This window comes from Sulfitobacter dubius, assembly GCF_027214245.1.
GTDB lineage: Bacteria > Pseudomonadota > Alphaproteobacteria > Rhodobacterales > Rhodobacteraceae > Sulfitobacter > Sulfitobacter dubius_A.
This window is the reverse complement of the sequence record NZ_JAPWHM010000003.1, coordinates 132,123-157,569: the sequence shown is the minus strand read 5'-3', so window position 1 is coordinate 157,569 and position 25,447 is coordinate 132,123. Positions and strand designations below refer to the sequence as shown.

The 25,447-nt window shown below is 60.2% G+C and carries 25 protein-coding genes and 1 tRNA gene; 14 read left to right on the top strand and 12 right to left on the bottom strand.

The genetic code is table 11. The features are described 5' to 3' along the window. The first annotated feature begins 60 nt into the window (after positions 1-60). The 3 genes from alaS to O4H31_RS07800 all read left to right on the top strand — a co-directional run bounded on the left by alaS (position 61) and on the right by O4H31_RS07800 (position 3,819). A complete protein-coding gene (alaS, locus tag O4H31_RS07810) occupies positions 61-2,718 on the top strand; it encodes an alanine--tRNA ligase (protein WP_269344488.1) in 2,658 nt (885 codons plus the stop codon). Between the two features lie 5 nt (positions 2,719-2,723). After that, entirely contained in the window at positions 2,724-3,011 is a 288-nt protein-coding gene (locus tag O4H31_RS07805) for a DUF1330 domain-containing protein (RefSeq protein ID WP_269344486.1), read from the top strand. A gap of 82 nt (positions 3,012-3,093) precedes the next feature. After that, positions 3,094-3,819 carry a phosphatase PAP2 family protein gene (locus O4H31_RS07800; RefSeq protein WP_269344484.1) on the top strand — a complete coding sequence of 242 codons (726 nt, stop codon included), beginning with the start codon at positions 3,094-3,096 and terminating at the stop codon, positions 3,817-3,819. An 85-nt stretch (positions 3,820-3,904) separates the two neighbouring features. Here the strand turns inward: O4H31_RS07800 and typA are convergent, their stop codons facing one another. The 3 genes from typA to O4H31_RS07785 form a co-directional block, all read right to left on the bottom strand. After that, the gene (gene typA, locus O4H31_RS07795) at positions 3,905-5,722 is read right to left on the bottom strand and encodes a translational GTPase TypA (protein ID WP_269344482.1); all 1,818 of its coding nucleotides are present in this window, start codon (positions 5,720-5,722) and stop codon (positions 3,905-3,907) included. 146 nt (positions 5,723-5,868) lie between these two features. Beyond that, on the bottom strand, positions 5,869-6,198 hold the full coding sequence (locus O4H31_RS07790; protein WP_269344480.1) for a DMT family transporter: 330 nt from the start codon (positions 6,196-6,198) through the stop codon (positions 5,869-5,871). A 15-nt stretch (positions 6,199-6,213) separates the two neighbouring features. Continuing rightward, positions 6,214-6,672: an Lrp/AsnC family transcriptional regulator gene (locus O4H31_RS07785; protein ID WP_132443344.1), complete on the bottom strand. Its 459-nt coding sequence runs from the start codon at positions 6,670-6,672 to the stop codon at positions 6,214-6,216. Positions 6,673-6,787: 115 nt separating this feature from the next. Here O4H31_RS07785 and O4H31_RS07780 point away from each other — a divergent pair, with 115 nt between their 5' ends. Next, on the top strand, positions 6,788-6,994 hold the full coding sequence (locus O4H31_RS07780; RefSeq protein ID WP_269344476.1) for a DUF6356 family protein: 207 nt from the start codon (positions 6,788-6,790) through the stop codon (positions 6,992-6,994). Positions 6,995-7,283: 289 nt separating this feature from the next. Here the strand turns inward: O4H31_RS07780 and O4H31_RS07775 are convergent, their stop codons facing one another. The 4 genes from O4H31_RS07775 to O4H31_RS07760 all read right to left on the bottom strand — a co-directional run bounded on the left by O4H31_RS07775 (position 7,284) and on the right by O4H31_RS07760 (position 10,065). Beyond that, positions 7,284-8,498 (bottom strand): NADP-dependent isocitrate dehydrogenase, encoded by a 1,215-nt coding sequence (locus O4H31_RS07775; protein ID WP_269344474.1) that lies wholly within the window; start codon positions 8,496-8,498, stop codon positions 7,284-7,286. Positions 8,499-8,594: 96 nt separating this feature from the next. Continuing rightward, positions 8,595-9,179 carry an HD domain-containing protein gene (locus O4H31_RS07770; RefSeq protein ID WP_269344472.1) on the bottom strand — a complete coding sequence of 195 codons (585 nt, stop codon included), beginning with the start codon at positions 9,177-9,179 and terminating at the stop codon, positions 8,595-8,597. Further along, the gene (locus O4H31_RS07765; RefSeq protein WP_093926310.1) at positions 9,176-9,412 is read right to left on the bottom strand and encodes a hypothetical protein; all 237 of its coding nucleotides are present in this window, start codon (positions 9,410-9,412) and stop codon (positions 9,176-9,178) included. The genes O4H31_RS07770 and O4H31_RS07765 overlap by 4 nt, the downstream gene beginning before the upstream one ends. Continuing rightward, positions 9,412-10,065: an alpha/beta hydrolase gene (locus tag O4H31_RS07760; RefSeq protein WP_093926309.1), complete on the bottom strand. Its 654-nt coding sequence runs from the start codon at positions 10,063-10,065 to the stop codon at positions 9,412-9,414. Before O4H31_RS07760 ends, O4H31_RS07765 begins: the two co-directional genes overlap by 1 nt. Positions 10,066-10,235: 170 nt before the next feature. On the opposite strand from O4H31_RS07760, the gene O4H31_RS07755 reads away from it, so the two are divergent. The 10 genes from O4H31_RS07755 to O4H31_RS07710 all read left to right on the top strand — a co-directional run bounded on the left by O4H31_RS07755 (position 10,236) and on the right by O4H31_RS07710 (position 18,833). After that, on the top strand, positions 10,236-10,697 hold the full coding sequence (locus O4H31_RS07755) for an Rrf2 family transcriptional regulator (protein WP_269344469.1): 462 nt from the start codon (positions 10,236-10,238) through the stop codon (positions 10,695-10,697). A gap of 113 nt (positions 10,698-10,810) precedes the next feature. Further along, the gene (locus tag O4H31_RS07750) at positions 10,811-11,911 is read left to right on the top strand and encodes a cysteine desulfurase family protein (RefSeq protein ID WP_269344468.1); all 1,101 of its coding nucleotides are present in this window, start codon (positions 10,811-10,813) and stop codon (positions 11,909-11,911) included. Positions 11,912-11,947: 36 nt separating this feature from the next. Further along, positions 11,948-13,471 (top strand): Fe-S cluster assembly protein SufB, encoded by a 1,524-nt coding sequence (sufB, locus tag O4H31_RS07745; RefSeq protein WP_269345349.1) that lies wholly within the window; start codon positions 11,948-11,950, stop codon positions 13,469-13,471. After that, positions 13,471-14,277: a polysaccharide pyruvyl transferase family protein gene (locus tag O4H31_RS07740; protein WP_269344466.1), complete on the top strand. Its 807-nt coding sequence runs from the start codon at positions 13,471-13,473 to the stop codon at positions 14,275-14,277. Before sufB ends, O4H31_RS07740 begins: the two co-directional genes overlap by 1 nt. Before the next feature lie 83 nt (positions 14,278-14,360). Next, a complete protein-coding gene (sufC, locus tag O4H31_RS07735; RefSeq protein WP_067625310.1) occupies positions 14,361-15,116 on the top strand; it encodes a Fe-S cluster assembly ATPase SufC in 756 nt (251 codons plus the stop codon). Further along, complete coding sequence (sufD, locus tag O4H31_RS07730) at positions 15,116-16,396, top strand: Fe-S cluster assembly protein SufD (protein ID WP_269344464.1); 1,281 nt, start codon at positions 15,116-15,118, stop codon at positions 16,394-16,396. Before sufC ends, sufD begins: the two co-directional genes overlap by 1 nt. Continuing rightward, complete coding sequence (locus O4H31_RS07725; protein WP_269344461.1) at positions 16,396-16,878, top strand: YIP1 family protein; 483 nt, start codon at positions 16,396-16,398, stop codon at positions 16,876-16,878. Before sufD ends, O4H31_RS07725 begins: the two co-directional genes overlap by 1 nt. A 1-nt stretch (position 16,879) precedes the next feature. Beyond that, a complete protein-coding gene (locus O4H31_RS07720; RefSeq protein ID WP_269344459.1) occupies positions 16,880-17,458 on the top strand; it encodes a YIP1 family protein in 579 nt (192 codons plus the stop codon). 3 nt (positions 17,459-17,461) lie between these two features. Further along, a complete protein-coding gene (locus O4H31_RS07715) occupies positions 17,462-18,682 on the top strand; it encodes a cysteine desulfurase (protein ID WP_269344457.1) in 1,221 nt (406 codons plus the stop codon). Positions 18,683-18,756: 74 nt separating this feature from the next. Then, positions 18,757-18,833: transfer RNA gene (locus O4H31_RS07710), tRNA-Arg, on the top strand. A gap of 279 nt (positions 18,834-19,112) precedes the next feature. Here O4H31_RS07710 and O4H31_RS07705 read toward each other — a convergent pair. The 5 genes from O4H31_RS07705 to O4H31_RS07685 are packed head-to-tail and all read right to left on the bottom strand — an operon-like array spanning position 19,113 to position 25,405. Further along, a complete protein-coding gene (locus tag O4H31_RS07705; RefSeq protein WP_269344455.1) occupies positions 19,113-19,895 on the bottom strand; it encodes a carnitinyl-CoA dehydratase in 783 nt (260 codons plus the stop codon). Further along, the gene (locus tag O4H31_RS07700) at positions 19,892-21,910 is read right to left on the bottom strand and encodes an acetate--CoA ligase family protein (protein ID WP_269344454.1); all 2,019 of its coding nucleotides are present in this window, start codon (positions 21,908-21,910) and stop codon (positions 19,892-19,894) included. The genes O4H31_RS07705 and O4H31_RS07700 overlap by 4 nt, the downstream gene beginning before the upstream one ends. Before the next feature lie 11 nt (positions 21,911-21,921). Continuing rightward, complete coding sequence (locus O4H31_RS07695) at positions 21,922-23,082, bottom strand: acyl-CoA dehydrogenase family protein (RefSeq protein WP_269344453.1); 1,161 nt, start codon at positions 23,080-23,082, stop codon at positions 21,922-21,924. Then, entirely contained in the window at positions 23,082-24,500 is a 1,419-nt protein-coding gene (locus O4H31_RS07690; RefSeq protein ID WP_269344452.1) for a carnitine 3-dehydrogenase, read from the bottom strand. The genes O4H31_RS07695 and O4H31_RS07690 overlap by 1 nt, the downstream gene beginning before the upstream one ends. Next, the gene (locus O4H31_RS07685) at positions 24,497-25,405 is read right to left on the bottom strand and encodes a 3-keto-5-aminohexanoate cleavage protein (RefSeq protein ID WP_269344450.1); all 909 of its coding nucleotides are present in this window, start codon (positions 25,403-25,405) and stop codon (positions 24,497-24,499) included. Before O4H31_RS07685 ends, O4H31_RS07690 begins: the two co-directional genes overlap by 4 nt. Positions 25,406-25,447: the final 42 nt, after the last annotated feature.

The window sequence follows — 25,447 nt, the reverse complement described above, 5'->3', positions numbered from 1 at the left end:
ACAGCGCCGAGGCTGAAGGGTATTTGGGATCGATCAAATCTGCCCCGGAAGGCCTCGCCCATGAAGACGCTGAATGAAATTCGCTCAACTTTTCTGAATTATTTCGATGCGCAGGGGCATCAGATCGTGCCCTCCAGCCCGCTGGTGCCGCGCAACGACCCGACACTGATGTTCACCGCTGCCGGTATGGTGCAATTCAAGAACCTTTTTACCGGGGTGGAAACACGCGATTACAGCCGCGCCACGTCGGCACAGAAATGTGTGCGAGCGGGCGGCAAGCACAATGACCTCGACAACGTGGGCTATACCGCGCGGCACCATACGTTTTTCGAGATGCTAGGCAACTTCAGCTTTGGCGATTACTTTAAGGCCGAGGCGATCCCCTTTGCTTGGGACCTGCTGACCAAAGAGTTCGGCATCGACCCGAACCGGCTTTTGGTCACGGTGTACCATACGGATGAAGAAGCGGTTAAAATTTGGAAGGCGCACACTGGCCTGCCGGACGAACGCATCATTCGGATCGCGACGGACGATAACTTCTGGTCCGCTGGTCCAACGGGCCCCTGCGGGCCCTGTACCGAGATTTTCTACGATCACGGGGACCACATTTGGGGCGGCCCTCCGGGATCGCCGGAGGAAGACGGGGACCGTTTCGTTGAGATCTGGAACCTCGTTTTCATGCAGTACGAGCAGTTCGAAGACGGTACGCGCCAGCCGCTGCCCAACCAGTCGATCGATACTGGCATGGGGATCGAGCGGGTGGCGGCGCTGTTGCAGGGCACGAATGACAACTACGCCACTGATCTGATGCGGAACCTGATCGAGGCCAGCGCCCATGCGTCTTCCACCGATCCCGACGGGCCGGGCAAGACCCATCACCGGGTGATTGCCGACCACTTGCGGTCGACCTCTTTCCTGATTGCGGATGGGGTGATGCCTTCCAACGAGGGCCGGGGCTATGTGCTGCGTCGGATTATGCGGCGCGCGATGCGCCACGCGCATTTGCTCGGCGTTAAGGACCCTTTAATGCATCAACTGGTACCTTCGTTGGTGCAGCAGATGGGCGCGGCTTACCCTGAATTGGGTCAGGCACAATCGCTCATCCGTGAGACGTTGTTGCTGGAGGAAACCCGATTCCGCCAGACGCTTGATCGCGGTTTGAAGCTGCTGGATGATGAATTGAGTGGACTGCCTGAGGGCGCCACGCTGCCGGGGGAGGCGGCGTTCAAGCTTTATGATACCTACGGTTTCCCGCTTGATCTAACGCAGGATGCGCTGCGCGAAAAAGGGCGCGCGGTCGATACCGACGGGTTCGACACCGCAATGGCGGCGCAAAAAGCAAAAGCCCGCGCGGCTTGGGCTGGGTCGGGTGAGGCTGCGGATGCCACCGTCTGGTTCGACGTGGCCGACAAAAGCGGCGTGACCGAGTTTTTGGGCTATGACACCGAAAGCGCCGAAGGGCAGATCGTGGCCTTGGTGCAAGGCAGTGATCGGGTGGATGCTGCCGCTGTGGGCAGTGATGTGCAGGTCGCGCTGAACCAGACGCCGTTTTATGCGGAAAGCGGCGGGCAGGTTGGCGACACCGGCGTGATCCGCACGCAAACCGGTATCGTGAATGTCACCGACACACGCAAATCTGCAGGTGTCTTCGTGCATTTCGGTCATGTGGTCGAAGGCGAGGTGAAACCAGGTCAGACGGCTGTTCTTGAGGTTGATCGTCTGCGGCGCAGTGCCATCCGGGCCAACCATTCGGCCACGCACCTGTTGCATGAGGCGCTGCGCAACGCGCTTGGGGATCATGTGTCGCAGCGTGGTTCGCTTAACGCGCATGACCGTCTACGGTTTGATTTCTCGCACGCCAAGGGGCTGTCGCAGGAGGAATTGACCCAAGTCGAGCGTGAGGTGAATGACTATATCCGCCAAAACACGCTGGTGGAGACGCGGATCATGACGCCGGATGACGCGCGGGCCATGGGGGCGCAGGCGCTCTTTGGTGAGAAATATGGCGATGAGGTGCGTGTCGTCTCGATGGGTCAATTGGAAGGTTCCGGCAAGGGAAGCGACAAATCTACCTATTCGCTTGAGCTTTGCGGGGGCACCCATGTGCGTCAGACTGGGGATATCGGCGCCTTCGTCCTTTTAGGAGACAGTGCCAGCAGCGCGGGGGTGCGCCGGATTGAGGCGCTGACCGGGACCGAAGCATTGGCTTGGCTGCGCGAGCAGGAAGCGGCGTTGAGCCGGGTTGCGGCAGAGTTGAAAACAGCGACCGGCGACGTGCCCGAACGGGTGCGCGCTCTGCTTGACGAACGCCGGAGCCTGTCCAACGAAGTGGCGCAGCTGCGGCGCGAATTGGCGATGTCGGGCGGCGGCGCGGCTGCGCCCGAAGCGCGAGAGGTGAACGGGGTGAAATTCGTAGGCCAAGTGCTGAGCGGTATCACGGGCAAAGACCTGCCCGGTCTGGTGGATGAACATAAGGCCAAGCTCGGCTCGGGCGCGGTGTTGTTGATCGCCGACACCGGCGGCAAGGCTGCAGTCGCGGGCGGCGTGACACAGGATTTGACAGATCGTGTTTCGGCAGTCGACATGGTCAAAGCGGCGGTGGCCGAATTGGGCGGTAAGGGCGGCGGTGGTCGGCCTGACATGGCTCAGGGCGGTGGTGCCTCGGCAGAGAATGCAGAGGCGGCGATTGCCGCGGCTGAAAACATCTTGAAAGGATAAGGCCCATGGGCGCACTTTGGATTGCACATGTCACCGTCACCGATGAGGAGGCGTATAAGAAATACGCAGCTGGCGCCACAGAGGCCATTGCGGCGCATGGCGGCAAGTTCATCGCGCGGGGCGGGCGTTTCGTTCAGCTTGAGGGCAAGGAGCGGCCGCGCAATGTTGTGGCGCGTTTCCCCGATGTTGAAACAGCGGAAAAATGTTACCATTCAGATGCTTATCAGGCTGCGTTGAACTATGCGCGCGGTGCGTCCGAACGCGAATTGATGATCGTCGAAACCGAGGAATGATTGGAAAGCGCCCCGCCTGAATAGCAGGTGGGGCGTCTTGCTTTGATGGGGGAACCTTCGCTCCGACCGGCGGTTGACCCATATGAACCTCAACCGACTATCCGCTTTCGCCCAATGGTGCCGCCGCCACGTGGAGGTGACGACTTTGGCCCTCATGGGCCTTTCCGTCATCGCCGTTTGGACCTTGGCCGAACTCACCGAAGAGGTCGTGGCAGGCAGCACCAGCAGTCTTGACCGTGACATCCTGTTGCTCCTGCGCACGCCGGGCGATCTGTCGGATCCCATCGGCCCGTGGTGGGTGGAAGAGATCGGCCGTGATTTGACAGCTTTGGGCGGTGTTGCAGTTTTGGTGCTAACGACCGTTGTGGTCTCGCTCTTTTTCCTGCTGCAACGACGGTGGTCTACCGCGCTCTACATCCTTGCGACTGTTGGCGGGGGGATCGTCTTGAGCAGTATCGCCAAGGAGTTCTTCGACCGGCCCCGCCCGGACCTTGTGCCGCATGGGTCATTGGTCCACACGGCGAGCTTTCCTTCGGGGCATTCGATGATGGCGGCTGTCGCTTACCTCACGCTAGGGGCGATGGTGGCGCGGGCGCAGACGCGCCGGGCGCTCAAGGTCTATACGCTGGCGGTGGCCGTCTTGCTCACGCTGCTCGTTGGGGTCAGCCGCGTCTATATGGGGGTGCATTGGCCGACGGATGTGGCGGCCGGCTGGCTTGGGGGTGGTGCTTGGGCCATCCTTTGCCTGTTGGCCGCGCTTAGTCTGGCGAAACGCGGGCATATCGACAAAGAGGAAAGTGATAGATAAATTCTCCGGCTTTTCCGGTGTCAGATGTGAAAACGGCAGCGCATCTTGGGATACGCTGCCGTTTTTGTTTACCGAAATTCGTGGCTTAGCTGGCTTTCGCCATGCGCTTGCGCTCATGCGGGTCGAGGTAACGCTTGCGCAGGCGGACCGCGTTCGGTGTCACTTCTACAAGCTCATCGTCGTCGATATAGGCGATGGCTTCTTCAAGGCTCAGCGTCATCGGCGTGGTCAAGCGCACCGCTTCGTCGGTGCCCGAGGCGCGCACGTTGGTCAGCTTTTTGCCCTTCAGTGGGTTCACTTCAAGATCGTTTTCGCGGCTGTGCTCACCGATGATCATGCCGGTGTAAACGTCAGCCTGCGCGCCGATCATCATCTTGCCACGCTCTTCGAGATTCCACAGAGCAAACGCCACCGAGGTGCCGTTTTCCATGGAGATCAGAACGCCAGCGCGACGGCCCGGAATCGGGCCCTTGTGCGGTGCCCAAGAGTGGAAAACCCGGTTGATGACGCCTGTGCCGCGCGTGTCGGTCAGGAATTCGCCGTGGTAGCCGATCAGCCCGCGCGAAGGGACATGGGCGATGATGCGGGTCTTGCCTGCGCCGGCTGGTTTCATCTCGACCAGTTCACCCTTGCGGGTGCCGGTGATCTTTTCGATGACCGCGCCGGAGTATTCGTCATCCACATCGATGGTGGCTTCTTCAATGGGCTCATGACGCACGCCGTCGATCTCTTGGAAGAGAACCTGCGGGCGAGAGATCGAAAGCTCAAAACCCTCGCGGCGCATGTTCTCAATCAGAACGCCCATCTGCAATTCGCCACGACCGGCCACTTCGAACGCGTCGCCGCCCGGTGTGTCGGAGATCTTGATCGCGACGTTGGATTCGGCTTCTTTCATCAGGCGCTCACGGATCACGCGGGACTGCACTTTTTTGCCGTCACGGCCTGCCAGTGGGCTGTCGTTGATGCCAAAGGTCACTGTGATGGTCGGCGGATCGATCGGCTGAGCTGGGATCGCTTCATTGACCGATACATCGGCCAGCGTGTCGGCCACGGTCGCCTTGGTCATCCCGGCGATGGAGACGATGTCACCGGCTTCGGCCAGTTCGATGGCGGTCTGCTCCAGCCCGCGGAAGGCAAGGATTTTGGTGCAGCGGAAGTTCTCGATCAGCTTGCCGTCACGGGACATGGCTTTGATTGTCTGGCCAGCTTTCAGCGTGCCGGTCTCAACACGGCCGGTCAGCAGGCGGCCCAGGAACGGATCACCGCCAAGGGTGGTGGCCAGCATGGTGAAGGGCTTGTCAGCGTTCTCAATCTGCTTGGGGGCAGGGACGTGCGTCAGGATCAGATCAAACAGCGCGTTCAGGTCTTTGCGCGGCCCGTCGAGTTCGGCATCCGCCCAACCGGAACGGCCCGAGGCATACATATGCGGGAATTCAAGCTGCTCGTCTGTGGCGTCGAGGCTGGCGAAAAGGTCAAAGCATTCGTCGAGCGCGCGGTCAGGCTCGGCATCTGGCTTGTCGACTTTGTTGAGCACAACGATCGGACGCAGGCCCAGTTTCAGCGCTTTGGAGGTCACGAATTTGGTCTGCGGCATTGGGCCTTCGGCGGCATCCACCAGCAGGACCACACCATCAACCATCGACAGGATACGCTCAACTTCGCCACCAAAGTCGGCGTGGCCGGGGGTGTCGACGATGTTGATGCGGGTGTTGTTCCAGACCACCGAGGTCGGCTTGGCGAAAATGGTGATGCCGCGCTCGCGCTCAAGATCGTTGCTGTCCATGGCGCGTTCGGTGGTCGCCTGGTTTTCGCGGTAGGTGCCGGATTGTTTCAGAAGCTCGTCCACCAGCGTCGTTTTGCCGTGGTCGACGTGAGCGATGATTGCGATGTTGCGCAGGTCCATTAAGTTAGCCTTTGGATAGGGGAGGGACGCGCCAACCTGAAGCCGCGCGTATAATTGCGCCGCCCATACCGCGCTCCGGCTACAATTGCTAGCCCTAATGCCGTGACGCACCCCTTACTGCGCGAACCTGTGCCGCCGCCACGGCCTTAATGGGTGGCGCTGTTCGAGAAGAGGTGGATGACCAGAATGCCGCTAATGATCAGCAAAAGGCCTAGGACAGCAGGCAGGTCTAGCCGTTGGCCGAATAGCACGAAGCCGATCAGCGCGATCAGCACGATTCCGAGGCCCGCCCAAAAGGCATAGACGATTCCGACCGGCATGACCTTCAGCGTCAGCGACATGCAGTAGAATGAGATCATGTAGAAAACCACCACTGCCACCGAAGGCCAAAGCCGCGTGAATTGATGCGAGGCCTGCACGGCGGTCGTGCCAAGGGTTTCTGCCACCACGGCGATGATGAGCCACAGATAATGCATGGGGGCGCGCCTTCTTCAAAGGGGGAGTTCGGTGGTTTCTTTGATCTCCTCCATCACGAAACTGGCTGAAACATCCGACAGCGGCACCCGGCGGATCAGGTCCTGATAAAGGCGATCATATCCCGCCATATCCCGAACCCGCGCCCGGATCAAATAGTCCAGATCACCGGTCATCCGGTAGACGCCGAGAATTTCGGGCATGGCCTGTGTGGCCTTGGAGAACTTGTCCAACCAATCGGGCGCATGGGCGTTGGTGCGCACCTGAATGAAGACACTGAGGCCGAGGTCAAGTTTCGCGGCGTCCAAGAGCGTGACGCGGTTTTTGATCACGCCTGCCTTCTCAAGCGTGCGGATGCGGCGCCAGCAGGCGTTGCGCGAAAGGTGGACAGCGGACCCAAGCGCTTCGAGAGATTGGCTGGCGTCGCGTTGCAGTTCGACCAATATGCGGCGGTCAATGTCATCAAGTGTCGTCATTTTGGGAGTTTGGTGGGAAATCCTCTCAGCGGCAAGCGGTTGCGGGGTGGGATTTGAGAAAACGTCACAAAAGGGTTGGGTTAGGGTGCTGCAAAGGTAAAGACAGGAGTTTCCCATGATCGCACGGATCTTTCTCGACCATCCCGCAAAAGTGGAGGAGACGTTTTTTGAGCATATGGCCTTCGCGCTGAGGTTCTCGGGCCTGCTGTCCGTGGCGGCGGGGGCGGCGCTGGTACATGCACTGATCCCCTGCCTGTTCGAGAAGACGGCGAGCGGGATTATCGCGAAGCTTTATGCCCGGACGCACAACCGGGGGCAGTAGGGGGCTGAGAGCCAGCGTCTGCCCGCGGGTCGGCGATCAAATGGTGCCTCGTGCCACTTTATGGCTCAGCCGTGATGTGCTTCTGCGAGGTCGCACCCAGCCTTACCAAATCGCCTACTCGGTCGCATCAAAGCGCCCATATATAGGGGCAGGCCTCTGGCGTGACGAGCGGGCAGACGATGGCCCTGCGCCTTCGGCTTGACTCCGGGCCGGGTGGCCAGCGCGAAGGAAAAAATAGAAAAGGGCCGCATCACTGCGGCCCGTCGCATTTAGCGCAAATCCGGTTAACTCAGCCGGCCAACGCCTTGTTCAGGTTCTCGTCTACCTTCTCCAAGAAGCCCATAGTCGTCAGCCAGCCCTGATCCGGCCCCACCAACAGCGCGAGGTCTTTGGTCATGAAACCCGATTCCACTGTATCGACGACAACCTTCTCAAGTGTCTCGGCGAAATTGATCAGCGCGGTGTTATCGTCCAGCTTGCCGCGGTGCTTCAACCCGCCCGTCCAAGCGTAGATCGAGGCGATGGAGTTGGTCGAAGTCTCTTCGCCCTTCTGGTGCTGACGGTAGTGGCGCGTCACGGTGCCATGCGCGGCTTCGGCCTCCACGATTTTGCCATCCGGGGTCATCAACTGCGAGGTCATCAGCCCGAGCGAGCCAAAGCCCTGCGCCACGGTGTCGGATTGCACATCGCCGTCGTAGTTCTTGCAGGCCCAGACATAGCCGCCCGACCATTTCATCGCCGAGGCGACCATGTCGTCGATCAAACGGTGTTCGTACCAGATGTTTTTCTGTTTAAAATCCTCGGCGAATTCTGCGTCAAAGATCTCTTGGAACAGATCCTTGAAACGTCCGTCATAGGCTTTCAGGATCGTGTTCTTGGTCGACAGATACACCGGCCAGCCGCGGTTCAGACCGTAGTTAAATGACGCGCGCGCGAAATCTCGGATCGAATCGTCAAGGTTGTACATCGCCATGGTGACACCGGCGGAGGGCGCGTCGAAGACTTCCTTCTCAATGGTCTCCCCATCGTCGCCAACGAATTTGATCGTCAGCTTGCCCTTGCCGGGGAAACGGAAATCGGTGGCGCGGTATTGGTCGCCAAAGGCATGGCGCCCCACGACAATCGGCTGGGTCCAGCCCGGCACAAGGCGCGGCACGTTGCGGCAGATGATCGGCTCGCGAAAGATGACGCCGCCCAGAATGTTGCGGATGGTGCCGTTGGGGCTGCGGTACATGCGCTTGAGGCCAAACTCTTCGACCCGCGCCTCATCGGGGGTGATGGTGGCGCATTTCACGCCGACGCCATGCTCGCGGATCGCATGGGCCGCGTCGACGGTGATCTGGTCGTCGGTCTCGTCCCGCACTTCCATGCCGAGGTCGTAATACTTTAGGTCAACGTCAAGATAGGGGGTAATCAGCTTTTTCTTAATGAAATCCCAGATGATCCGGGTCATCTCATCGCCGTCGAGTTCGACGATGGGGTTTTCTACCTTAATCTTCGACATGACGAATTCCTTTGGTTGAGGATGTGTTTATCCGTGCTTTAGCCTATCGGGGGCCAAAGAGAAAGATCGTATACCATGGTATGCCGAAGCCCGCGGTCAGGCGCCGACCCCGGCGAAAAAGCTGCTGATACGGGCTCGGGCGTAGGACCAAAGCGCAGGGGCGCCGATGGCGATCTTGCGGCCAACCTTCTCTTCGATCTGCGCCTCTGAGACGTTGTAGTCGGTCCAGCTGCCCCCGCCCGAGGCGAGGTTTTGCATCGGGGGCTGGAATCGATCGAGCGATTTGGCAAAGCGGGCCGAGGGGCTTTCGGCGGCTTCGAACTCTTCCCAAATCCCGCGCAGGTCATCGCGCAGATCGGCGGGCAGCAGGCCAAAGATGCGGTCGGCAGCGATTTGTTCCTGCGCTTCCATTTCAGCGGCGTCATAGTCGCCGAAGATCGGATTGTCGCCCGCGTCGATCTCAACAAGATCGTGCAGAATCAGCATCTTGATGACGCGATTAATGTCCACCTCTGGACCTGCCTGATCGGCCAGAACCAGCGCGTAGAGCGTCAAATGCCATGAATGTTCGGCAGAATTCTCCGCCCGGCTAGCATCGCACAGGGTGGTGCCGCGCAGGATGGTCTTGAGCTTATCGGCCTCGTTGAGAAAGGCGATCTGCTGGTCGAGCCGTTCGGTCATGCCCCTGCCTTGCCACGATGCTCGCGGAGTTTGCGGGCGAGAAAGCCGCGCGCCTTGTCGTTGGCCATCCGCGTTCGGATCGCCGTCAAAAAGGCTTCTTCGAGCGTTTGCGACGAGGCGCCAAGCACCTCGCCAACTTCCATAAACAGCCGCTCCTCACCGGTCTCGGCCTGCACAGCGAGACATTCCTCGGCAAGCTTGTTGGCCAGTTCGATAACGACCGCATCCGCCATCAGCGCGTGGATTCCGTCAGACGGCGTTTCACATAGTCACTGGTCGAGGTGATCAACGTGTCCATATGCGGCTCTTCAAAGAAGTGCCCGGCGCCTTCGACTTCCTGATGGGTGATCGTGATGCCTTTTTGCTCATGCAGCTTGCTGACCAGATTGGTTGTGTCAGCCGGCGGCGCCACGCGGTCGGCGGTGCCGTTGATGACCAGACCAGAGGCCGGGCAGGGCGCGAGAAACGAAAAGTCATACATATTCGCGGGCGGCGAGACCGAGATAAAGCCGGTGATCTCTGGCCGGCGCATCAGCAGTTGCATGCCGATCCACGCACCAAACGAGAAACCCGCAACCCAGCAATGTTTGGAGTTGTTGTTCATTGATTGAAGGTAATCAAGCGCCGAGGCCGCGTCGGACAATTCGCCGATGCCTTGGTCATATTCACCCTGGCTGCGGCCCACGCCGCGGAAGTTAAAGCGCAACACGGTGAAACCCATGTTGTAGAACGCATAGTGCAGGTTATAGACGACCTTGTGATTCATCGTGCCGCCGAACTGCGGATGCGGATGCAGCACGATGGCAATCGGGGCGTCACGTTCTTTTTGGGGGTGGTAGCGGCCTTCAAGGCGGCCTTCGGGTCCGGGAAAAATAACCTCGGGCATGGGTGTCCCTGTCTGGGGGTTCAAAGATCGCCGCGAATAGTTGACGAATTCGCTAGGCCACCTTAGAACGGTTCTAATCTGGTTCCGCGCAGTGTCGCGTGGATCAGTTTGGACTTAGGCATTTAAGCCGCCCACGTCAATCAAATGGCACGGCGAGTGAGGGTAAGACGATGAAGCTATCCACCAAAGGGCGCTACGCGATGGTCGCTTTGGCCGATATTGCCCTGCAGCCTGCGGGGACGCTGGTGTCACTGGGTGACATTGCCGAGCGACAGTCGGTGTCTTTGCCCTATCTCGAACAGTTGTTCGTCAAACTGCGGCGGGCCGAGCTGGTAACCTCTGTCCGGGGGCCGGGCGGGGGCTACCGTTTGGCGCGTCCGGCTACGGATATTCGCGTGGTCGATGTGCTTGCCGCGGTGGATGAGACGGTGGACGCGATGCACAAGGGGGCAGGCGCCTCGGGCGGGCTTTCGGGCAGCCGAGCGCAATCGCTGACCAACCGGCTTTGGCAGGGGCTGAGCGCGCATGTCTATGTCTTCTTACACCAGACCCGCCTGTCGGATGTGGTGGATAACGGACTGGCCCCCTGTCCGGCGGTGCCTACCCTCTTTGCCGTGGTGGATGAGACGTGAGGGTGGTTTTGGGTAGCGGGCGCGCTCGGGCCGCTGAAGCCCGCGCTTGTGGCGATGTGGGATTTCGGGGGCGCTGCCCCCGGACCCCCGCGGTATTTGGAAAAGGATGAAGGATGCGGGTCTACCTCGACCATAACGCAACCACGCCGCTGCGGGCGGAGGCGCGCGCGGCGATGATCGCGGCGATGGAACTGCCCGGCAACCCGTCCTCGGTCCATGCCGAGGGTCGTGCGGCCAAGGCTGTGGTTGAACGCGCGCGGGTGCAGGTGGCGGGGCTTGTGGGGTGCGATCCGGTCGATGTGATTTTCACCTCCGGTGCAACAGAGGCGGCGGCGCTTGCGGCGGCAATGGGCGCGCGGATGGTGACATCCGCCGTGGAGCATGACGCGGTGCTCTCATGGGGGCAGGCCGATCGTTTGGGCGTCGATGCGCATGGCGTTTGGGACGGTGATCTGACCGTTGCGATGGGCGCTGATGTGGTCGCCCTTCAGGCCGCCAACAGCGAAACCGGCGTGCTACAACAGACCATGCCCTTGGCGCAGCAATGTTGGGCGGTGAAGAGCAGCCCCTATGTGTTGGTCGATGCGGTGCAGGCCCTTGGCAAAACGCGGTTCAAAATGGCCACGTCGGGGGCGGACTTCATCCTCATCTCGGCGCATAAGCTGGGCGGGCCTAAGGGCATCGGCGCGCTGATCGTAAAGCGCGGCATCGATCTGGCCGAACACGCGCTTTTGCGCGGCGGCGGGCAAGAAATGGGGCGCCGCTCAGGGACTGAAAATATCCCCGCCATCGCAGGTTTTGGCGCAGCGGCAGAAGCGGCGGCGGCAGATGTCTCTGCGGGGCGGTGGGAAGAGGTGGCCGAACAGCGTGATTTGTTGGAAGCGACCCTTGCGGATGCCACAAGTCTGACTATTTTTGTAGGGAAAGGCGCCGCGCGCCTGCCCAACACTTCATGCATCATTACGCCCGGCTGGAAGGGCGAGACCCAGGTGATGCAGATGGACCTCGCTGGTTTTGCCATTTCGGCGGGATCGGCCTGTTCCAGCGGCAAGGTCCGCGCCAGTGCCGTGTTGCGCGCCATGGGCTTTGATGAAACACAGGCCGCCAGCGCGATCCGGGTGTCGCTGGGCCTGAACACCACCCGGGAAGATATCCTGCGGTTCGCCACAAGCTGGACCGCCAAACTGAAAAAGCACGAAACGCGGGCCGCCTGAGCGCCGCCACGGAAAGGAACTGAAACCTTGGAAAATATGACCCTGAAAGAGAATGATGGCGTCAAGGAAGGCGTCGACCAGGAAACCGTGGATGCCGTGCGCGAAGTCGGCGGCAAATACAAATACGGCTGGTCCACGGACATCGAGATGGAATACGCCCCCAAGGGGTTGACGCCGGACATCGTGCGGCTGATCTCGGAAAAGAACGAAGAGCCGGAATGGATGCTTGAATGGCGCCTCGCGGCTTATGATCGTTGGTTGACCAAGAAAGAGCCCGACTGGGCGATGGTCGACTACCCCGAGATCGATTTTCAGGACCAGTATTACTACGCCCGTCCGAAAAGCATGGCCGAAAAGCCCAAGTCGCTTGATGACGTGGACCCCAAGCTGCTGGAAACCTACAAGAAACTGGGCATCCCGCTGAAAGAGCAGATGATCCTTGCCGGTGTGGAAGGAGCCGAAGAGGCCCCCGCCGAGGGCCGCAAAGTGGCTGTCGACGCGGTCTTTGACTCCGTTTCCGTCGGGACCACTTTCCAAGAGGAGCTGAAAAAGGCTGGCGTGATCTTTTGTTCGATCTCCGAAGCGATCCGCGAGCATCCCGAATTGGTCAAGAAATACCTCGGCTCGGTTGTGCCCGTCTCGGACAACTTCTACGCCACGCTGAACTCTGCTGTCTTTTCTGATGGTTCCTTTGTCTACGTGCCGCCGGGCGTGCGCTGCCCGATGGAACTGTCGACCTACTTCCGCATCAACGCGGAAAACACCGGCCAGTTCGAGCGGACGCTGATCATCGCCGACAAGGGGTCTTATGTGTCCTACCTCGAAGGCTGCACCGCGCCTCAACGTGACGAGTCGCAGCTTCACGCGGCAGTCGTTGAGATCATCATCGAAGAAGATGCCGAGGTGAAATACTCCACCGTTCAAAACTGGTACCCCGGTGACGAGGACGGCAAGGGCGGCATCTACAACTTCGTGACCAAACGCGCCGACTGCCGCGGCGACCGTGCCAAGGTGATGTGGACACAGGTCGAGACCGGCTCTGCCGTGACGTGGAAATACCCCTCCTGCATCCTGCGCGGCGACGACAGCCAAGGCGAGTTCTACTCCATCGCCATCGCCAACAACATGCAGCAGGCCGACACCGGCACCAAGATGATTCATCTCGGCAAGCGCACCAAGTCGCGCATCGTGTCCAAGGGCATCTCGGCGGGCAAGGCGCAGAACACCTACCGTGGCCTCGTTTCGATGCACCCCAAGGCCAAGGAATCGCGCAACTACACCCAGTGTGACAGCTTGCTGATCGGCTCGGAATGCGGGGCGCATACTGTGCCTTACATCGAGGTCAAGAATAACAGCAGCCGGGTCGAGCATGAAGCGACCACCTCTAAGGTGGACGACGATCAAATGTTCTACTGCCGCTCGCGCGGGATGGACGAGGAAGAGGCCGTGGCGCTGGTTGTGAACGGGTTCTGCAAGGACGTGCTGCAAGCCCTGCCGATGGAGTTCGCCATGGAAGCGCAAGCGCTGGTGGCTATTTCGCTGGAAGGCTCCGTCGGCTGATGAGCCTTGCTGCGGCGCAAACCCCCCTCCGCCTGCATTGGTGGAAGGCGCAGCCGAATTTCGGCGATGCGCTGAGCCCGCTGATCCTGAGCCATGTCTCAGGGCGGCGGGTGGCCCATGCGTCGGTGGACGAGGCGGATGTCTTTGGTCTTGGCTCGCTTTTGCAAATCGTGCGGCGCAATTTCGACACGCCGCGCGACGGGGCCAAGCCGGTAATCTGGGGCAGCGGTCTGCTGCGTCCCGCGGGGGGCCGTGCGTTCTTGAAAAACATCGAGATCGCATTGCTGCGCGGTCCGGTAACCGCGGCGCTTTTGGGGGTAGAGACTGACGCTTTCGGCGACCCCGGGCTTTTAGTGAACGAGGTTCTTCCAAGCGATGCACCGCGCGGCGACAAGATCGGCATCGTGCCGCATCATACGCTCGCCGATGCTCCCGAACTGCTGGATCTCGTGGCCTCCGACAGCGCCTATGTGCTGATCGATCCGCGCGATCCGGTAGAGCATGTCTGTGCCGCGATCGCATCCTGCGCCCATGTCTTTGCCTCATCCCTCCACGGGCTGATCACGGCGGATGCCTACGGCGTGGCGAACACTTGGGTCGCACCCGAAGGACAGGGACGGCTCAAGTTCCACGACTACGCCGCCTCGGTGGGCCGTGACATGCGCGTGCCGATCGCCTTGGCCGATATTTCGGCGGCCCGCAAACCCGATGCGCCGTTGGTCTATCACGACGGCATTGCTGCCTGCCGCGCGGCGCTGATCGAACACTTTCCCGCCGCGCTCTGTGCCCATGAGGGGGCGGCATGAACTTTAACACGCAGGGGCAAGCCCCTGAGATAACACTGAAATAGCATGAATTGCGGCGCAAAGCGCGCCAGAAGGAGACCGAAATGCTGAGCATCAAGAACCTGCAGGTGAAACTGGAAGAAGAGGACAAGCAGATCCTCAAAGGCGTCGATCTGGAAGTCGAAGCTGGCAAAGTACACGCCATCATGGGGCCTAACGGCTCGGGTAAGTCGACGTTGAGCTACGTGCTCTCGGGCAAGGATGGCTACGAGGTCACCGAAGGCTCTGCCACGCTCGAAGGCGAAGACCTGCTGGACTTGGAGCCCGAAGAGCGCGCCGCGGCGGGCCTTTTCCTTGCTTTCCAATACCCCGTTGAAATTCCCGGCGTCGGCAACATGACCTTCCTGCGCACCGCGGTGAACGCACAGCGCAAGGCGCGCGGCGAAGAGGAAATGTCGGCGGCAGACTTCCTCAAGGAAATCCGCGCTAAGGCGAAGGATCTGAAGATTGACGCTGACATGCTGAAGCGGCCTGTGAACATGGGCTTCTCGGGTGGTGAGAAAAAACGTAACGAAATCCTGCAGATGGCCATGCTTGAGCCAAAGATGTGCATCCTTGACGAGACCGACTCGGGGCTTGACGTCGATGCCATGAAACTGGTCGCCGAAGGTGTGAACGCCCTGCGTACCGAAGGCCGTGGTTTCCTTGTCATCACCCACTACCAGCGTCTTCTGGACCACATCAAACCCGATGTTGTGCACATCATGCACGACGGTCGCATCATCAAGACCGGTGGCCCCGAGCTTGCCCTTGAGGTCGAGAACAACGGCTACGCAGACATTCTCGCTGAGGTGGCATAATGGCCGAAGCGAAACTGCAAGAAACCCCGACCGAGGCGATGATCGCACGGCTCAGCATGCCGCAGGGTGGCTGGGCTCAGGCGGCGCGCGAGGACGCGCTGGCGCGGCTTCGGGCCATGGGCCTGCCGCAACGCCGGGATGAATACTGGAAGTTCACCCGCCCCGACACGTTGACGCAACCCGAGGCGCAGCCTGCCGCGATTTTCGATCACGGCGAGGCGCCGCTTTTCGACGATACCAACCGTCTGCGTATCGTCTTCGTCGACGGTGAATTCGACGCCGAAGCCTCCGACGATCTGTCGCTTGAAGGCGTCAGCATCGAGCGGCTCGCGGCGGCGGACAGTGATCTGCATTGGGCGCGTGACCTCTATGGTGCGCTGGAAAAGAACGGCCAGACGCCGGTTCAACGGCCACTGGCCGCGCTGAATACAGCCTTCGCGAGTGATGGGGTGCTGATCCATGTCACCGGCCAAGTGAGCAAGCCGATCAATCTGGTTTATACCCATAAATCAGAGACTTCGGATGCGATGTTGCACCACGTCGTGAAGCTCGAAAAAGACGCCGAAGTGACGCTTTTGGAGAACGGCCCTGCCGCTGCGCGCTTCAATACCGTGATGGAGGTTGAAGTGGCCGACAACGCGCGCTTCCACCATGTTCGTGCACAGGGCCGCGATCATGAGCGCCGGGCCGCAACACATGTCTTCACCCGTCTTGGCAGCGAGTCGCTGTTCAAGAGCTTCACCGTCACCGTGAACGGCGCGCTGACGCGCAACGAATGCGTGATCGAGCTTACCGGCGATGATGCCTCGGCCTATGTGGCCGGTGCCTGCGTCGGCGATGGTGACTTCCATCATGACGACACGGTTTTCATCACCCATGATGCGGTGAATTGCGAAAGTCGTCAGGTCTTTAAGAAGGTGCTGCGCAACGGTGCGACAGGCGTGTTCCAAGGCAAGATCCTCGTCAAGGAAGGCGCGCAGAAGACCGATGGCTACCAGATCAGCCAATCGCTTTTGCTGGACGGCGACAGCCAGTTCCTCGCCAAGCCCGAGCTTGAGATCTACGCTGATGACGTGGCCTGTTCGCATGGCTCGACCTCTGGTGCGATCGACGAAGAGGCGCTGTTCTACCTCCGCGCCCGGGGCGTGTCTCATGCCGAGGCGACCGACCTTCTGACACTGGCCTTTCTTGCCGAAGCGGTGGAAGAGATCGAAGCCGAGGACCTGCGCGAAGAGATCAACGGGCGTCTCAGCGCGTGGTTGGAGCGTCGTAGCGCCTGATGGCTGTCACCAGCGATATCGTTGCGACCTATCGCGGCCCCGGCAAAGTGATGTCGGGGCTGTTGGCGCAGGGCCGTAACGAGGTGCGCGTTCTGATGTTCGCGCTCATGGCGGGGCTGCTGATTTTCGTGGCCCTGTCCCCTTATCAAGCCCGCGCGGCGCATCTTGACCCCGAAGGACCGCTGGCCGTGCGGCAGTATTGGAGCGCGTTTTTCTGGATCTTCGTGATGCCGATGCTGCTCTATGGTCTGGCGGCGATGATCTGGGCGATCAGCCGCGTCGCGGGGCAGCGGCTCACTGGCTACGCGGTACGCTTGACCTTGGTTTGGTCACTGCTCGCTTCCGCGCCGATCCTGTTGTTGCTGGGCCTCGCGCTTGGCTTTATCGGGCCGGGCGTGCAGGCGCAGATCGTCGGCGTGCTCTGGTTGGCCGTGTTCTTCTGGTTCTGGATCGCAGGCCTGCTTGCGGCACAGCGGGGCTGAGATGGACAGCGCCGCCCTAATCCAACTCGCGCAAACCACATTGCGCAGCCCCCGCGCCGCAGCGCGGATGATCGCGGCCCTGCCTTTGGGCCGCGAGGTGATTTGGACATCGCTCGCTTTGGTCGCGGCGCTTAACGCGCTGTTGATCTCGGCGATGTTCGTGATCGCGCCGCCCGCCATGGCATTGCCGAGTTATTTCCAATCGCCACTGGTGCTTTTTGCGCTGCTGGCCGGTTTGATGGTGCTCTATGTTCATGCGCTGTCTTGGGTCGGTCGGGCCTTGGGCGGGCAGGGCGCGGCGGCCCCGCTTCTCGCGGCCGTGGTCTGGTTGCAGGCGCTCCGGCTCTGCGCGCAATTGGGGATCCTGCTGTTGACATTGGCCCTGCCGCCGGTGGCGCTGCTGGCTTCTTTCGTCGTTACTTTTTGGGGTCTTTGGATCCTGCTGAATTTCGTGGCCGAACTGCTGCATCTGCCGGGGCTCTTCCATGCCGCCGCTGTGCTGGCAGGGGCCGCGCTTGGGGTCTTGCTGGGTCTTGGCCTCCTGCTGTCTTTGATCGGGCTGACCGCCCAAGGAGTTTGAAACATGTTCAACGTTGATGCTGTCCGGGCGCAGTTTCCGATCCTCGGCCGCGAGGTGAACGGCAAGCCGCTGGTCTATCTCGACAATGGTGCATCAGCGCAGAAGCCGCAGGTGGTGATCGATGCGATCACCCAAGCTTACGCGAATGAATACTCTAATGTTCACCGTGGCTTGCACTACCTTTCTAATCTAGCGACCGACAAATATGAAAGCGTGCGCGGGACTGTTGCACGGTTTCTCAATGCCGGATCAGAAGATGAAATCGTGCTGAACACCGGTGCTACTATGGGGATCAACACCGTGGCCTATGGCTGGGCCATGCCGCGGATGCAGGCCGGTGATGAGATCGTCCTGTCGGTGATGGAGCATCACGCCAATATCGTGCCCTGGCATTTCCTGCGCGAGCGGCAGGGCGTAGTGCTGAAATGGGTCGACGTAGACGTCACCGGCGCGCTGGACCCGCAGGCGGTGATCGATGCCATCGGGCCAAAGACAAAGCTGGTTGCAATCTCCCATCTTTCCAATGTTTTGGGGACCAAAGTCGATGTGAAATCCATCACCGCAGCGGCGCATGAAAAAGGCGTTCCGGTGCTGGTCGATGGCTCGCAGGGGGCGGTGCATATGCCGGTGGATGTCCAAGACATCGGCTGTGATTTCTACGCCGTCACGGGGCACAAACTCTATGGCCCCTCGGGCTCAGGCGCGATCTATATCAAATCCGAGCGGATGGCCGAAATGCGCCCCTTCATCGGGGGCGGCGACATGATCCGCGAAGTCAGCAAAGACGCGGTGAGCTACAACGATCCGCCGATGATGTTCGAGGCGGGCACCCCCGGCATCGTGGCCACCATCGGCTTGGGCGTGGCGCTGGATTTCATGATGGACCTGGGGATGGAAAATATCGCCGCCCATGAAGATGATCTGCGCGATTACGCCGTGTCCCGTCTCAGTGGGCTGAACTGGCTTAACCTTCAGGGCACGACACCGGATAAGGCGGCTATCTTTAGTTTCACCTTGGATGGCGCGGCCCATGCCCATGACATTTCAACCGTGCTCGACAAAAAGGGCGTGGCGGTGCGGGCCGGGCACCATTGCGCGGCACCTTTGATGACCCATCTGGGGGTTTCTGCCACCTGCCGCGCGTCCTTTGGCATGTATAACACCCGCGCCGAGGTCGACACATTGGTTGACGCACTTGAATTGGCGCATGATCTTTTCGCCTAAGCTCAATTTCGCCGCCCTGGCCCCCGGATTTCCCATTGCAGGGGCGGCCCGCTCTGGCTATACCGCCCCTCAGTGGACCCTTAGCTCAGCTGGATAGAGCGCTGCCCTCCGAAGGCAGAGGCCAGAGGTTCGAATCCTCTAGGGTCCGCCATTAAATCAATCACTTGATCGATCCGACTGATCTGCGTTTCTGGTACGGGTGACGGTTTGCGCTAACAATTCCGACTGCGCCTCCGTGGATTGGGATGTTTTTCTCGCCAGCAGCGTGAAATCTCATGGAAAACGCTAGAAAGTTTGGGAACGGCTATTTTATCCCGTCGTCCAGATCCGGGAGCAGAAAAGCCGCGGCTCAACCGTTCATTGAGTGGGCCGTTGAGGTGGCGCGGGACTAATATCCCCGCGGTCCGATGAAAGCCCGGATGCGACGCTCTTAGCGCCCTTTCCAGACCGGATCTCGCTTTTCAGCAAAGGCCCGCGCACCTTCGGCGTTATCCTCCGACCCATAAAGCACATCGACAGTCTTTAGCTGGCGTTTGGTGACCCGGTTCATGCTGTCCTGAAAGTTGCTATCCTCGGCATCCCGCACGATTTCCTTGATCGCGGCATAGACCAGCGGCGGGCCCGAGGCCAATAGACGGGCCATATCCCAAGCCTGCGCCATCAGTTCATCTGCCGCATGGACGTGGTTCACAAACCCCCAGCGGTTGGCTTCTTCGGCGTCCAGCCAGCGGCCCGTGAGCAGCATCTCCATTGCGATGTGATAGGGGATGCGCTTTGGCAATTTGATGGAGGCGGCATCAGCCACCGTGCCGGAGGTGATTTCGGGTAGCGCGAAACTGGCATGATCTGCTGCTAGGATAACGTCTGCAGACAGCGCCAGTTCAAGCCCGCCGCCACAGCAAATCCCGTTTACCGCAGCGATCACCGGTTTGTTCATGTCGCGCAATTCTTGCAGGCCGCCAAAGCCGCCTACGCCATAATCACCATCCACCTCGTCGCCATCCGCAGCAGCTTTCAAATCCCAACCGGGGCAAAAGAATTTCGGCCCGGCACCTGTGATAATCGCAACCCGCAAATCAGGGTCGTCACGAAAGGCGGCAAAGGTATCGCCCAAGATACGGCTGGTTTGCAGATCGATGGCATTGGCCTTTGGGCGGTCCAGAGTGATTTCGAGCACGGCACCCTCTCGGCGCGTTTTAACGGGGCTTGTCATAATGTTCCTTTCACCAAAAGCGTATCGGCGATGATCGCGCGGTCTTTTGTACAGATGAGGGGATTGATTTCGATTTCGGCAATTTCGTCAGCGTGGTCGGTGACAAAGTTTTGCAGCTTTAGGGCCGCGTCAACAATGGCGTCTATGTTGGCTGGCTCACCACCGCGATAGCCGCTCAACAGGGGGTGTATTCTTAATCGGCCCAGGGCGTGGCGAATATCTGTGTCCGTGGTGGGGAGCAGCAAGGATTGACCGTCCTCCAGAATCTCCGTCAGGGTGCCGCCCGCGGCCAATGTCAGGACAAACCCATGGGCGGGGTCCGCGACGATGCCTAGCAAAAGCTCCGCGACAGTGCCGGTGATCATTTCTTCGACTAGGAAGGTTTCGGCCTGCATCGTCTGCGCCGCCGCGCTGACTTGTTCCGCGTCAGTGAGGTTCAGCTTTACCGCGCCGGTTTCGGTTTTATGGGCGACACCTTCGCCCTTCAGGACCACGGGAAAACCGATCTTTTCGGCGCAATTGACCACATCCGCAGGGGCGATGCCTGCACGGCTTGTGGGGATATCCAAGCCGTATGCCGCAAGGGCTCGTTTGGCATCGCCTTCGGTGACCGTGATCGTCTTTGCGAAGCTGGGGGCAGGTAGCAGGGGTTGGTGATTTTGGCGCGATGGCATGCGCGCCGCGCTGATCGCTTCGCAGGCCGTGCCAAAGTCGCACAGCGGCACGATCCCCGCACCAAGCAGGCGTTTTGCAATTGCTTCGGGCAGGTTTTCCACGATGGACCCAACCACGCCAAAGGGACGGCCCGTTTGACGGGCTGCCTCCTCGATCGCCTCGATTGCAATCATCCAATCATCGGCGGCACAGCTGTCTAGGCGCGGGAAATCAAGCACCACAAGCGTCAGGTCGATATCCTCGCCCGTCATGGCGGCAAACACGGCTGTCATAGCCGCCTTATCGCGCCAGATTTGTGTGTGATAATCCAAAGGGTTCGTCAGATTGACCAGCGAACTGAGGTGCTGGGAAAGCGTATCTGTTTGAGCAGATGTCAGGGGCGGGAAGGTCAGACCATAATGCGCGGCGGTATCCGCCATGACGCTCGCCTCGCCGCCCGAGCAGCTTAGCGACGCAATGCGCCCCCCGGACAGGCGGCCATGGCAGTGAAACAGCTTTAACGTCTCAAGCAGCGCAGCGGGGGAGCTGACCCGCGCAATGCCAAGCCGCGCCAATACCGCATCCGATCCCGCGCTGCTGCCCGCGAGCGAGGCGGTATGCGAAATGGTCGCCAGTTGTGATTCCTGCGAACGGCCCACCTTCAGCGCCACAATCGGCTTGCCGAGCGCCTGCGACAGCCGCGCCAGTTCTTCAAAATCCGCGATGTCGCCAAAGCTTTCGATGTAAAAGCCAAGTGCCGTCACGCGGTCATCGCGGATGACAGTTTGAGCAATGCTGGCAATCCCTTGCTGCGCTTGATTGCCCGCGGTGATGGTATAGGCGATGGGCAACCCACGTTGCTGCATCGTGAGGTTGATCGCGATGTTGGACGATTGCGCCAAGATCGCCACGCCGCTTTCGACGGGCACCAGCCCATGTTGATCCGGCCAAAGCGCCACCTGATCCACGGCATTCAGAACCCCGTAGCAATTCGGCCCGAGGATGGGCATTCCCCCTGCTGCGGCCAGCAATTGGTCATTCAGAACCCCGCCGTCAGCGGTTTCTTTGAAGCCGCTTGCAAAACACACGGCGCCCCCGGCACCCATCTGGTTCAGCTCGCCGACCAGATCGATGGTTGCGCGGCGGTTCACTCCGATGAACGTCGCATCCGGCGCATTTGGTAAATCGGCAAGCGTCTTAAAGGCCGGCAAGCCGCCAACACTGTCCTTTTTTGGATGCACGGGCCAGATATCACCATTGAAACCGATCTTCTGGTTTTGCTCGATCACGGAGTCGCACCACGCCCCGCCGCCGACAACGGCGATGGAGCGGGGGCGAAGGAGGCGCTCAAGATCACCCATACCCGTGACCCTTAGGCGCCAAGGGGGCGCAAGAGATCGCGGCTGATGATGTGGCGCTGGATTTCAGATGTGCCATCCCAGATCCGTTCGACCCGCGCGTCCCGCCAGAACCGTTCAATGGGGAAGTCATCCATCAAGCCCATGCCGCCAAAGATTTGCAGGGTGGCATCTGTCACCCGCGCCAGCATTTCGGAGGCGTAAAGCTTCGCACTGGCGATTTCGCGGTTCGCAGTCAGGCCCTGATCCAACCGCCACGCCGCCGCCAATGTCAGGTACTCGGCGGCATCGATTTCGGTGATCATGTCGGCAAGCTGAAAGCTGATGCCCTGATACTTGCCGATCTGCTGACCAAACTGTGTGCGCTCAGCCGCGTAATTCAACGCCATGTCAAAGCAACGTCGTGCACGACCCACAGACATTGTCGCGACCGTGATCCGGGTGGCGTAGAGCCATTCATTCATCACCGCAAAGCCGCCATCCACCTCGCCCAGAACCTGAGCATCGGGCAGGCGGCAGTTGTCAAATTCGAGGATCATGTTTTTGTAGCCACGGTGCGAGACGGATTTGTAGCCATCACGGATGGTGAAGCCGGGCGTGCCGCGGTCGACCAGAAAGGTCGTGATGCGTTTTTTGGGGCCGCGCGGCGTGTCGTCTTCGCCGGTTGCCACAAAGACGATCACGAAATCTGCATGATCCGCGCCAGAGATGAAATGCTTGGTTCCGTTCAGAAGCCAGTCACCGCCATCGCGTTTGGCCGTACATTTCATGCCCCGCACATCGGACCCGGCATCGGGTTCGGTCATTGCCAGCGCATCCATCTTTTCGCCGCGAACGGCGGGGGTGAGGTAGCGGTCAACCTGATCGTCCCTGCAGGCCATCAGGATATTCTGCGGCCGCCCAAAGAAGTGGTTCAGTGCCATAGAGCCGCGGCCCAATTCGCGTTCTACCAGCGCAAATTCAAGATGCGAGAGGCCAGCCCCGCCAACGCTTTCGGGGAAGTTGCAGGCGTAAAACCCCAGATCCAGCGTCTTTTGCTTGATTGCCTGCGCGATGTCATGGGGGACTTCGCCAGTGCGCTCTACCTCGGCCTCGTGGGGGTAGATTTCCTTTTCGACAAAGGATCGCACGGTGGAAACGATCATCTCTTGCTCTTCGGTCAATCCAAAATGCATCAGCTAGGCTCCGGCTTGGGCAGGGCGGCTTGGGCCGCGATGATGGAGGCGAGCTTGTCGCTGACATGCGCCGCAGGGTCGCAGGATTTGCGGGTTTCCAGACTGACGTGCAGCAGGAACTGGTTGCAGGTTGCGATCACCTCGCCTTCGGCAGTCTTCAATTCGTGGAACAGCCGCAGCTTTTTACCCGCACCCTCAAGAATGGTCGTGACAACGGTGACGTTGTCGCCAGCGTGGCATTCATTGCGGAACTTGGTGTGAGTATCGGCGGTAAAGTAGCTGAAGCCGGATTTGATATAGGCGTCATCGGCCCCGATCATGCGCATGAGCGCGTCGGCCGCGTCAGACCACAGCTGCCCATAGCGGCTTTCGTTCATGTGCCCGTTGTAATCCGTCCAATCGATTGGAATGGCGCGGGCGACAGTGATAATGGGTTTAGTAAAGTCGGGGTCGGCTTTGCCCTCAAGGCGGGCGTCATGCGCGTTCAACAACGCCCCTGCACCCCAATCACGGCCCTTCAGGGACCGCATCATGGACACCAGATTGTCGTCGCGAATGCGTTCAAGCTCTCGGATCGTATGGGCACCGGATTGCGCGTCCGATTGGCTGGCGACCTTCTGTACCAAATCATCGGTCAGTTCGGGCACGTCCATCAACTTGGTCCAAGGCCATTGCAGGCAGGGCCCGAACTGTTCGATGAAATGGGCCATCCCGGCCTCGCCGCCCGCCACACGGTAGGTTTCAAACAGGCCCATCTGCCCCCAACGCAGACCAAAGCCAAACCGGATCGCGTCATCGATTTCCTCGGTCGTGGCGATGCCGTCCTTGATCAGCCAAAGCGCTTCGCGCCAGACCGCTTCGAGAAAGCGATCTGCCACATGCGCGTCGATTTCCTTGCGTAGCTTTAGGGGCTTCATGCCGATTTCAGTAAGCACCGCTTGCGCGCGCGTGGTCGTGGCATCGTCACCGACCAGTTCGATAAGCGGCAGCAGATAGACAGGGTTGAACGGGTGCGCGACAAAAATTTGGTTGGGCCGAAGCGCCCCTTGCTGCAGTTCGGACGGTTTGAAGCCCGAGGTCGAAGAGCCGATCAGCGCGTCTTTGCGGCAGTGGATCTGGATCTCGGCGAAGATCTTGTGCTTCATCTCAAGCCGTTCCGGCGCGCTTTCCTGAATCCAGTCGGCCTCTGCGACGGCGTCGGCCAAAGTCGGGACGATTTGTACCTGACCTTCGGGCGGCAGTGCCACCTCGGACAAGGCGGGCAGGGACCGGCGCGCGTTTGCCATGACTTCGCTGATTTTGCGTTTGGCTTCGGGATCGGGGTCAAAAATCGCGACGTTCCATCCCGACAAGGCAAAGCGCGCGGCCCAGCCGCCGCCAATGACACCACCCCCGATGATAGCTGCTGTTTTGGTCATCGCGGTGCCTGCTTGGTCAGGCCCAGCTTTTGGCGCACGGCATCAGGGCCCATGAGGGTTGCCCCCATATTTTCAATGATCGACACGGCCCGCGAAACAAGCGCTTCATTGGTGGCAAGCTCGCCTTTGCCGAGCCACAGATTATCCTCAAGCCCGACGCGCACATGGCCCCCTGCCAAAACAGATGCGGCCACATAAGGCATCTCGTCACGGCCAATTGAAAAGGCGGACCAGTTCCAGTCGTCAGGCACATTGTTAACCATCGCCATAAAGGTGTTCAGGTCATTGGGCGCGCCCCATGGGATGCCCATGCAAAGCTGCACCAGCGCGGGCGAAGATAACACGCCGTCTTTAACCAGTTGTTTTGCATACCAAAGGTGGCCTGTATCAAAGGCTTCGATCTCTGGCTTCACGCCAAGCGCTTCCATCCGCGCGCCCATCGTTGTCAGCATGACGGGCGTGTTGGTCATCACATAGTCGGCTTCGGCAAAATTCATCGTGCCGCAATCAAGGGTGCATATCTCGGGCAGGCAGTCTTCGATATGGGCCAGCCGTTCTTCGGCGCTGACCATATCGGTGGCATCGTTCAGCGGCAGTGGCGCGGAGGGCGGGCCAAAGACGATGTCGCCGCCCATGCCTGCGGTGAGGTTCAGCACCACGTCGACCTCGGCATCGCGGATGCGGTCGGTCACTTCGCGGTAGAGTTTCGGATCGCGTGAAGGCACGCCGCTCTCGGGGTCGCGCACGTGGCAATGCACAATCGCCGCACCCGCTTTGGCGGCGGCGATGGCTGAATTGGCGATCTGTTCAGGGCTGCGGGGAACATGGGGTGACCGATCTTGGCTGCTGCCGGATCCGGTCACGGCGCAGGTGATAAAGACCTCACGGGTCATCTGCAGGGGCATCTTGGTCTCCTTTTGGCTTGTCTGCAGACTACCCGGATTGAT

What these genes read in the sequence shown, in the direction of transcription:
- O4H31_RS07780 (WP_269344476.1), top strand. Translation starts at nt 6,788, where the DNA reads ATGATCGCACGGATCTTTCTCGACCATCCCGCAAAAGTGGAGGAGACG.
- O4H31_RS07760 (WP_093926309.1), bottom strand. Translation starts at nt 10,065, where the DNA reads ATGCCCGAGGTTATTTTTCCCGGACCCGAAGGCCGCCTTGAAGGCCGC.
- O4H31_RS07755 (WP_269344469.1), top strand. Translation starts at nt 10,236, where the DNA reads ATGAAGCTATCCACCAAAGGGCGCTACGCGATGGTCGCTTTGGCCGAT.
- sufD (WP_269344464.1), top strand. Translation starts at nt 15,116, where the DNA reads ATGGCCGAAGCGAAACTGCAAGAAACCCCGACCGAGGCGATGATCGCA.
- O4H31_RS07775 (WP_269344474.1), bottom strand. Translation starts at nt 8,498, where the DNA reads ATGTCGAAGATTAAGGTAGAAAACCCCATCGTCGAACTCGACGGCGAT.
- O4H31_RS07800 (WP_269344484.1), top strand. Translation starts at nt 3,094, where the DNA reads ATGAACCTCAACCGACTATCCGCTTTCGCCCAATGGTGCCGCCGCCAC.
- sufC (WP_067625310.1), top strand. Translation starts at nt 14,361, where the DNA reads ATGCTGAGCATCAAGAACCTGCAGGTGAAACTGGAAGAAGAGGACAAG.
- alaS (WP_269344488.1), top strand. Translation starts at nt 61, where the DNA reads ATGAAGACGCTGAATGAAATTCGCTCAACTTTTCTGAATTATTTCGAT.
- O4H31_RS07725 (WP_269344461.1), top strand. Translation starts at nt 16,396, where the DNA reads ATGGCTGTCACCAGCGATATCGTTGCGACCTATCGCGGCCCCGGCAAA.
- O4H31_RS07715 (WP_269344457.1), top strand. Translation starts at nt 17,462, where the DNA reads ATGTTCAACGTTGATGCTGTCCGGGCGCAGTTTCCGATCCTCGGCCGC.
- O4H31_RS07705 (WP_269344455.1), bottom strand. Translation starts at nt 19,895, where the DNA reads ATGACAAGCCCCGTTAAAACGCGCCGAGAGGGTGCCGTGCTCGAAATC.
- O4H31_RS07685 (WP_269344450.1), bottom strand. Translation starts at nt 25,405, where the DNA reads ATGCCCCTGCAGATGACCCGTGAGGTCTTTATCACCTGCGCCGTGACC.
- O4H31_RS07790 (WP_269344480.1), bottom strand. Translation starts at nt 6,198, where the DNA reads ATGCATTATCTGTGGCTCATCATCGCCGTGGTGGCAGAAACCCTTGGC.
- O4H31_RS07770 (WP_269344472.1), bottom strand. Translation starts at nt 9,179, where the DNA reads ATGACCGAACGGCTCGACCAGCAGATCGCCTTTCTCAACGAGGCCGAT.
- O4H31_RS07695 (WP_269344453.1), bottom strand. Translation starts at nt 23,082, where the DNA reads ATGCATTTTGGATTGACCGAAGAGCAAGAGATGATCGTTTCCACCGTG.
- O4H31_RS07805 (WP_269344486.1), top strand. Translation starts at nt 2,724, where the DNA reads ATGGGCGCACTTTGGATTGCACATGTCACCGTCACCGATGAGGAGGCG.
- sufB (WP_269345349.1), top strand. Translation starts at nt 11,948, where the DNA reads ATGACCCTGAAAGAGAATGATGGCGTCAAGGAAGGCGTCGACCAGGAA.
- O4H31_RS07690 (WP_269344452.1), bottom strand. Translation starts at nt 24,500, where the DNA reads ATGACCAAAACAGCAGCTATCATCGGGGGTGGTGTCATTGGCGGCGGC.
- typA (WP_269344482.1), bottom strand. Translation starts at nt 5,722, where the DNA reads ATGGACCTGCGCAACATCGCAATCATCGCTCACGTCGACCACGGCAAA.
- O4H31_RS07765 (WP_093926310.1), bottom strand. Translation starts at nt 9,412, where the DNA reads ATGGCGGATGCGGTCGTTATCGAACTGGCCAACAAGCTTGCCGAGGAA.
- O4H31_RS07785 (WP_132443344.1), bottom strand. Translation starts at nt 6,672, where the DNA reads ATGACGACACTTGATGACATTGACCGCCGCATATTGGTCGAACTGCAA.
- O4H31_RS07740 (WP_269344466.1), top strand. Translation starts at nt 13,471, where the DNA reads ATGAGCCTTGCTGCGGCGCAAACCCCCCTCCGCCTGCATTGGTGGAAG.
- O4H31_RS07700 (WP_269344454.1), bottom strand. Translation starts at nt 21,910, where the DNA reads ATGGGTGATCTTGAGCGCCTCCTTCGCCCCCGCTCCATCGCCGTTGTC.
- O4H31_RS07750 (WP_269344468.1), top strand. Translation starts at nt 10,811, where the DNA reads ATGCGGGTCTACCTCGACCATAACGCAACCACGCCGCTGCGGGCGGAG.
- O4H31_RS07720 (WP_269344459.1), top strand. Translation starts at nt 16,880, where the DNA reads ATGGACAGCGCCGCCCTAATCCAACTCGCGCAAACCACATTGCGCAGC.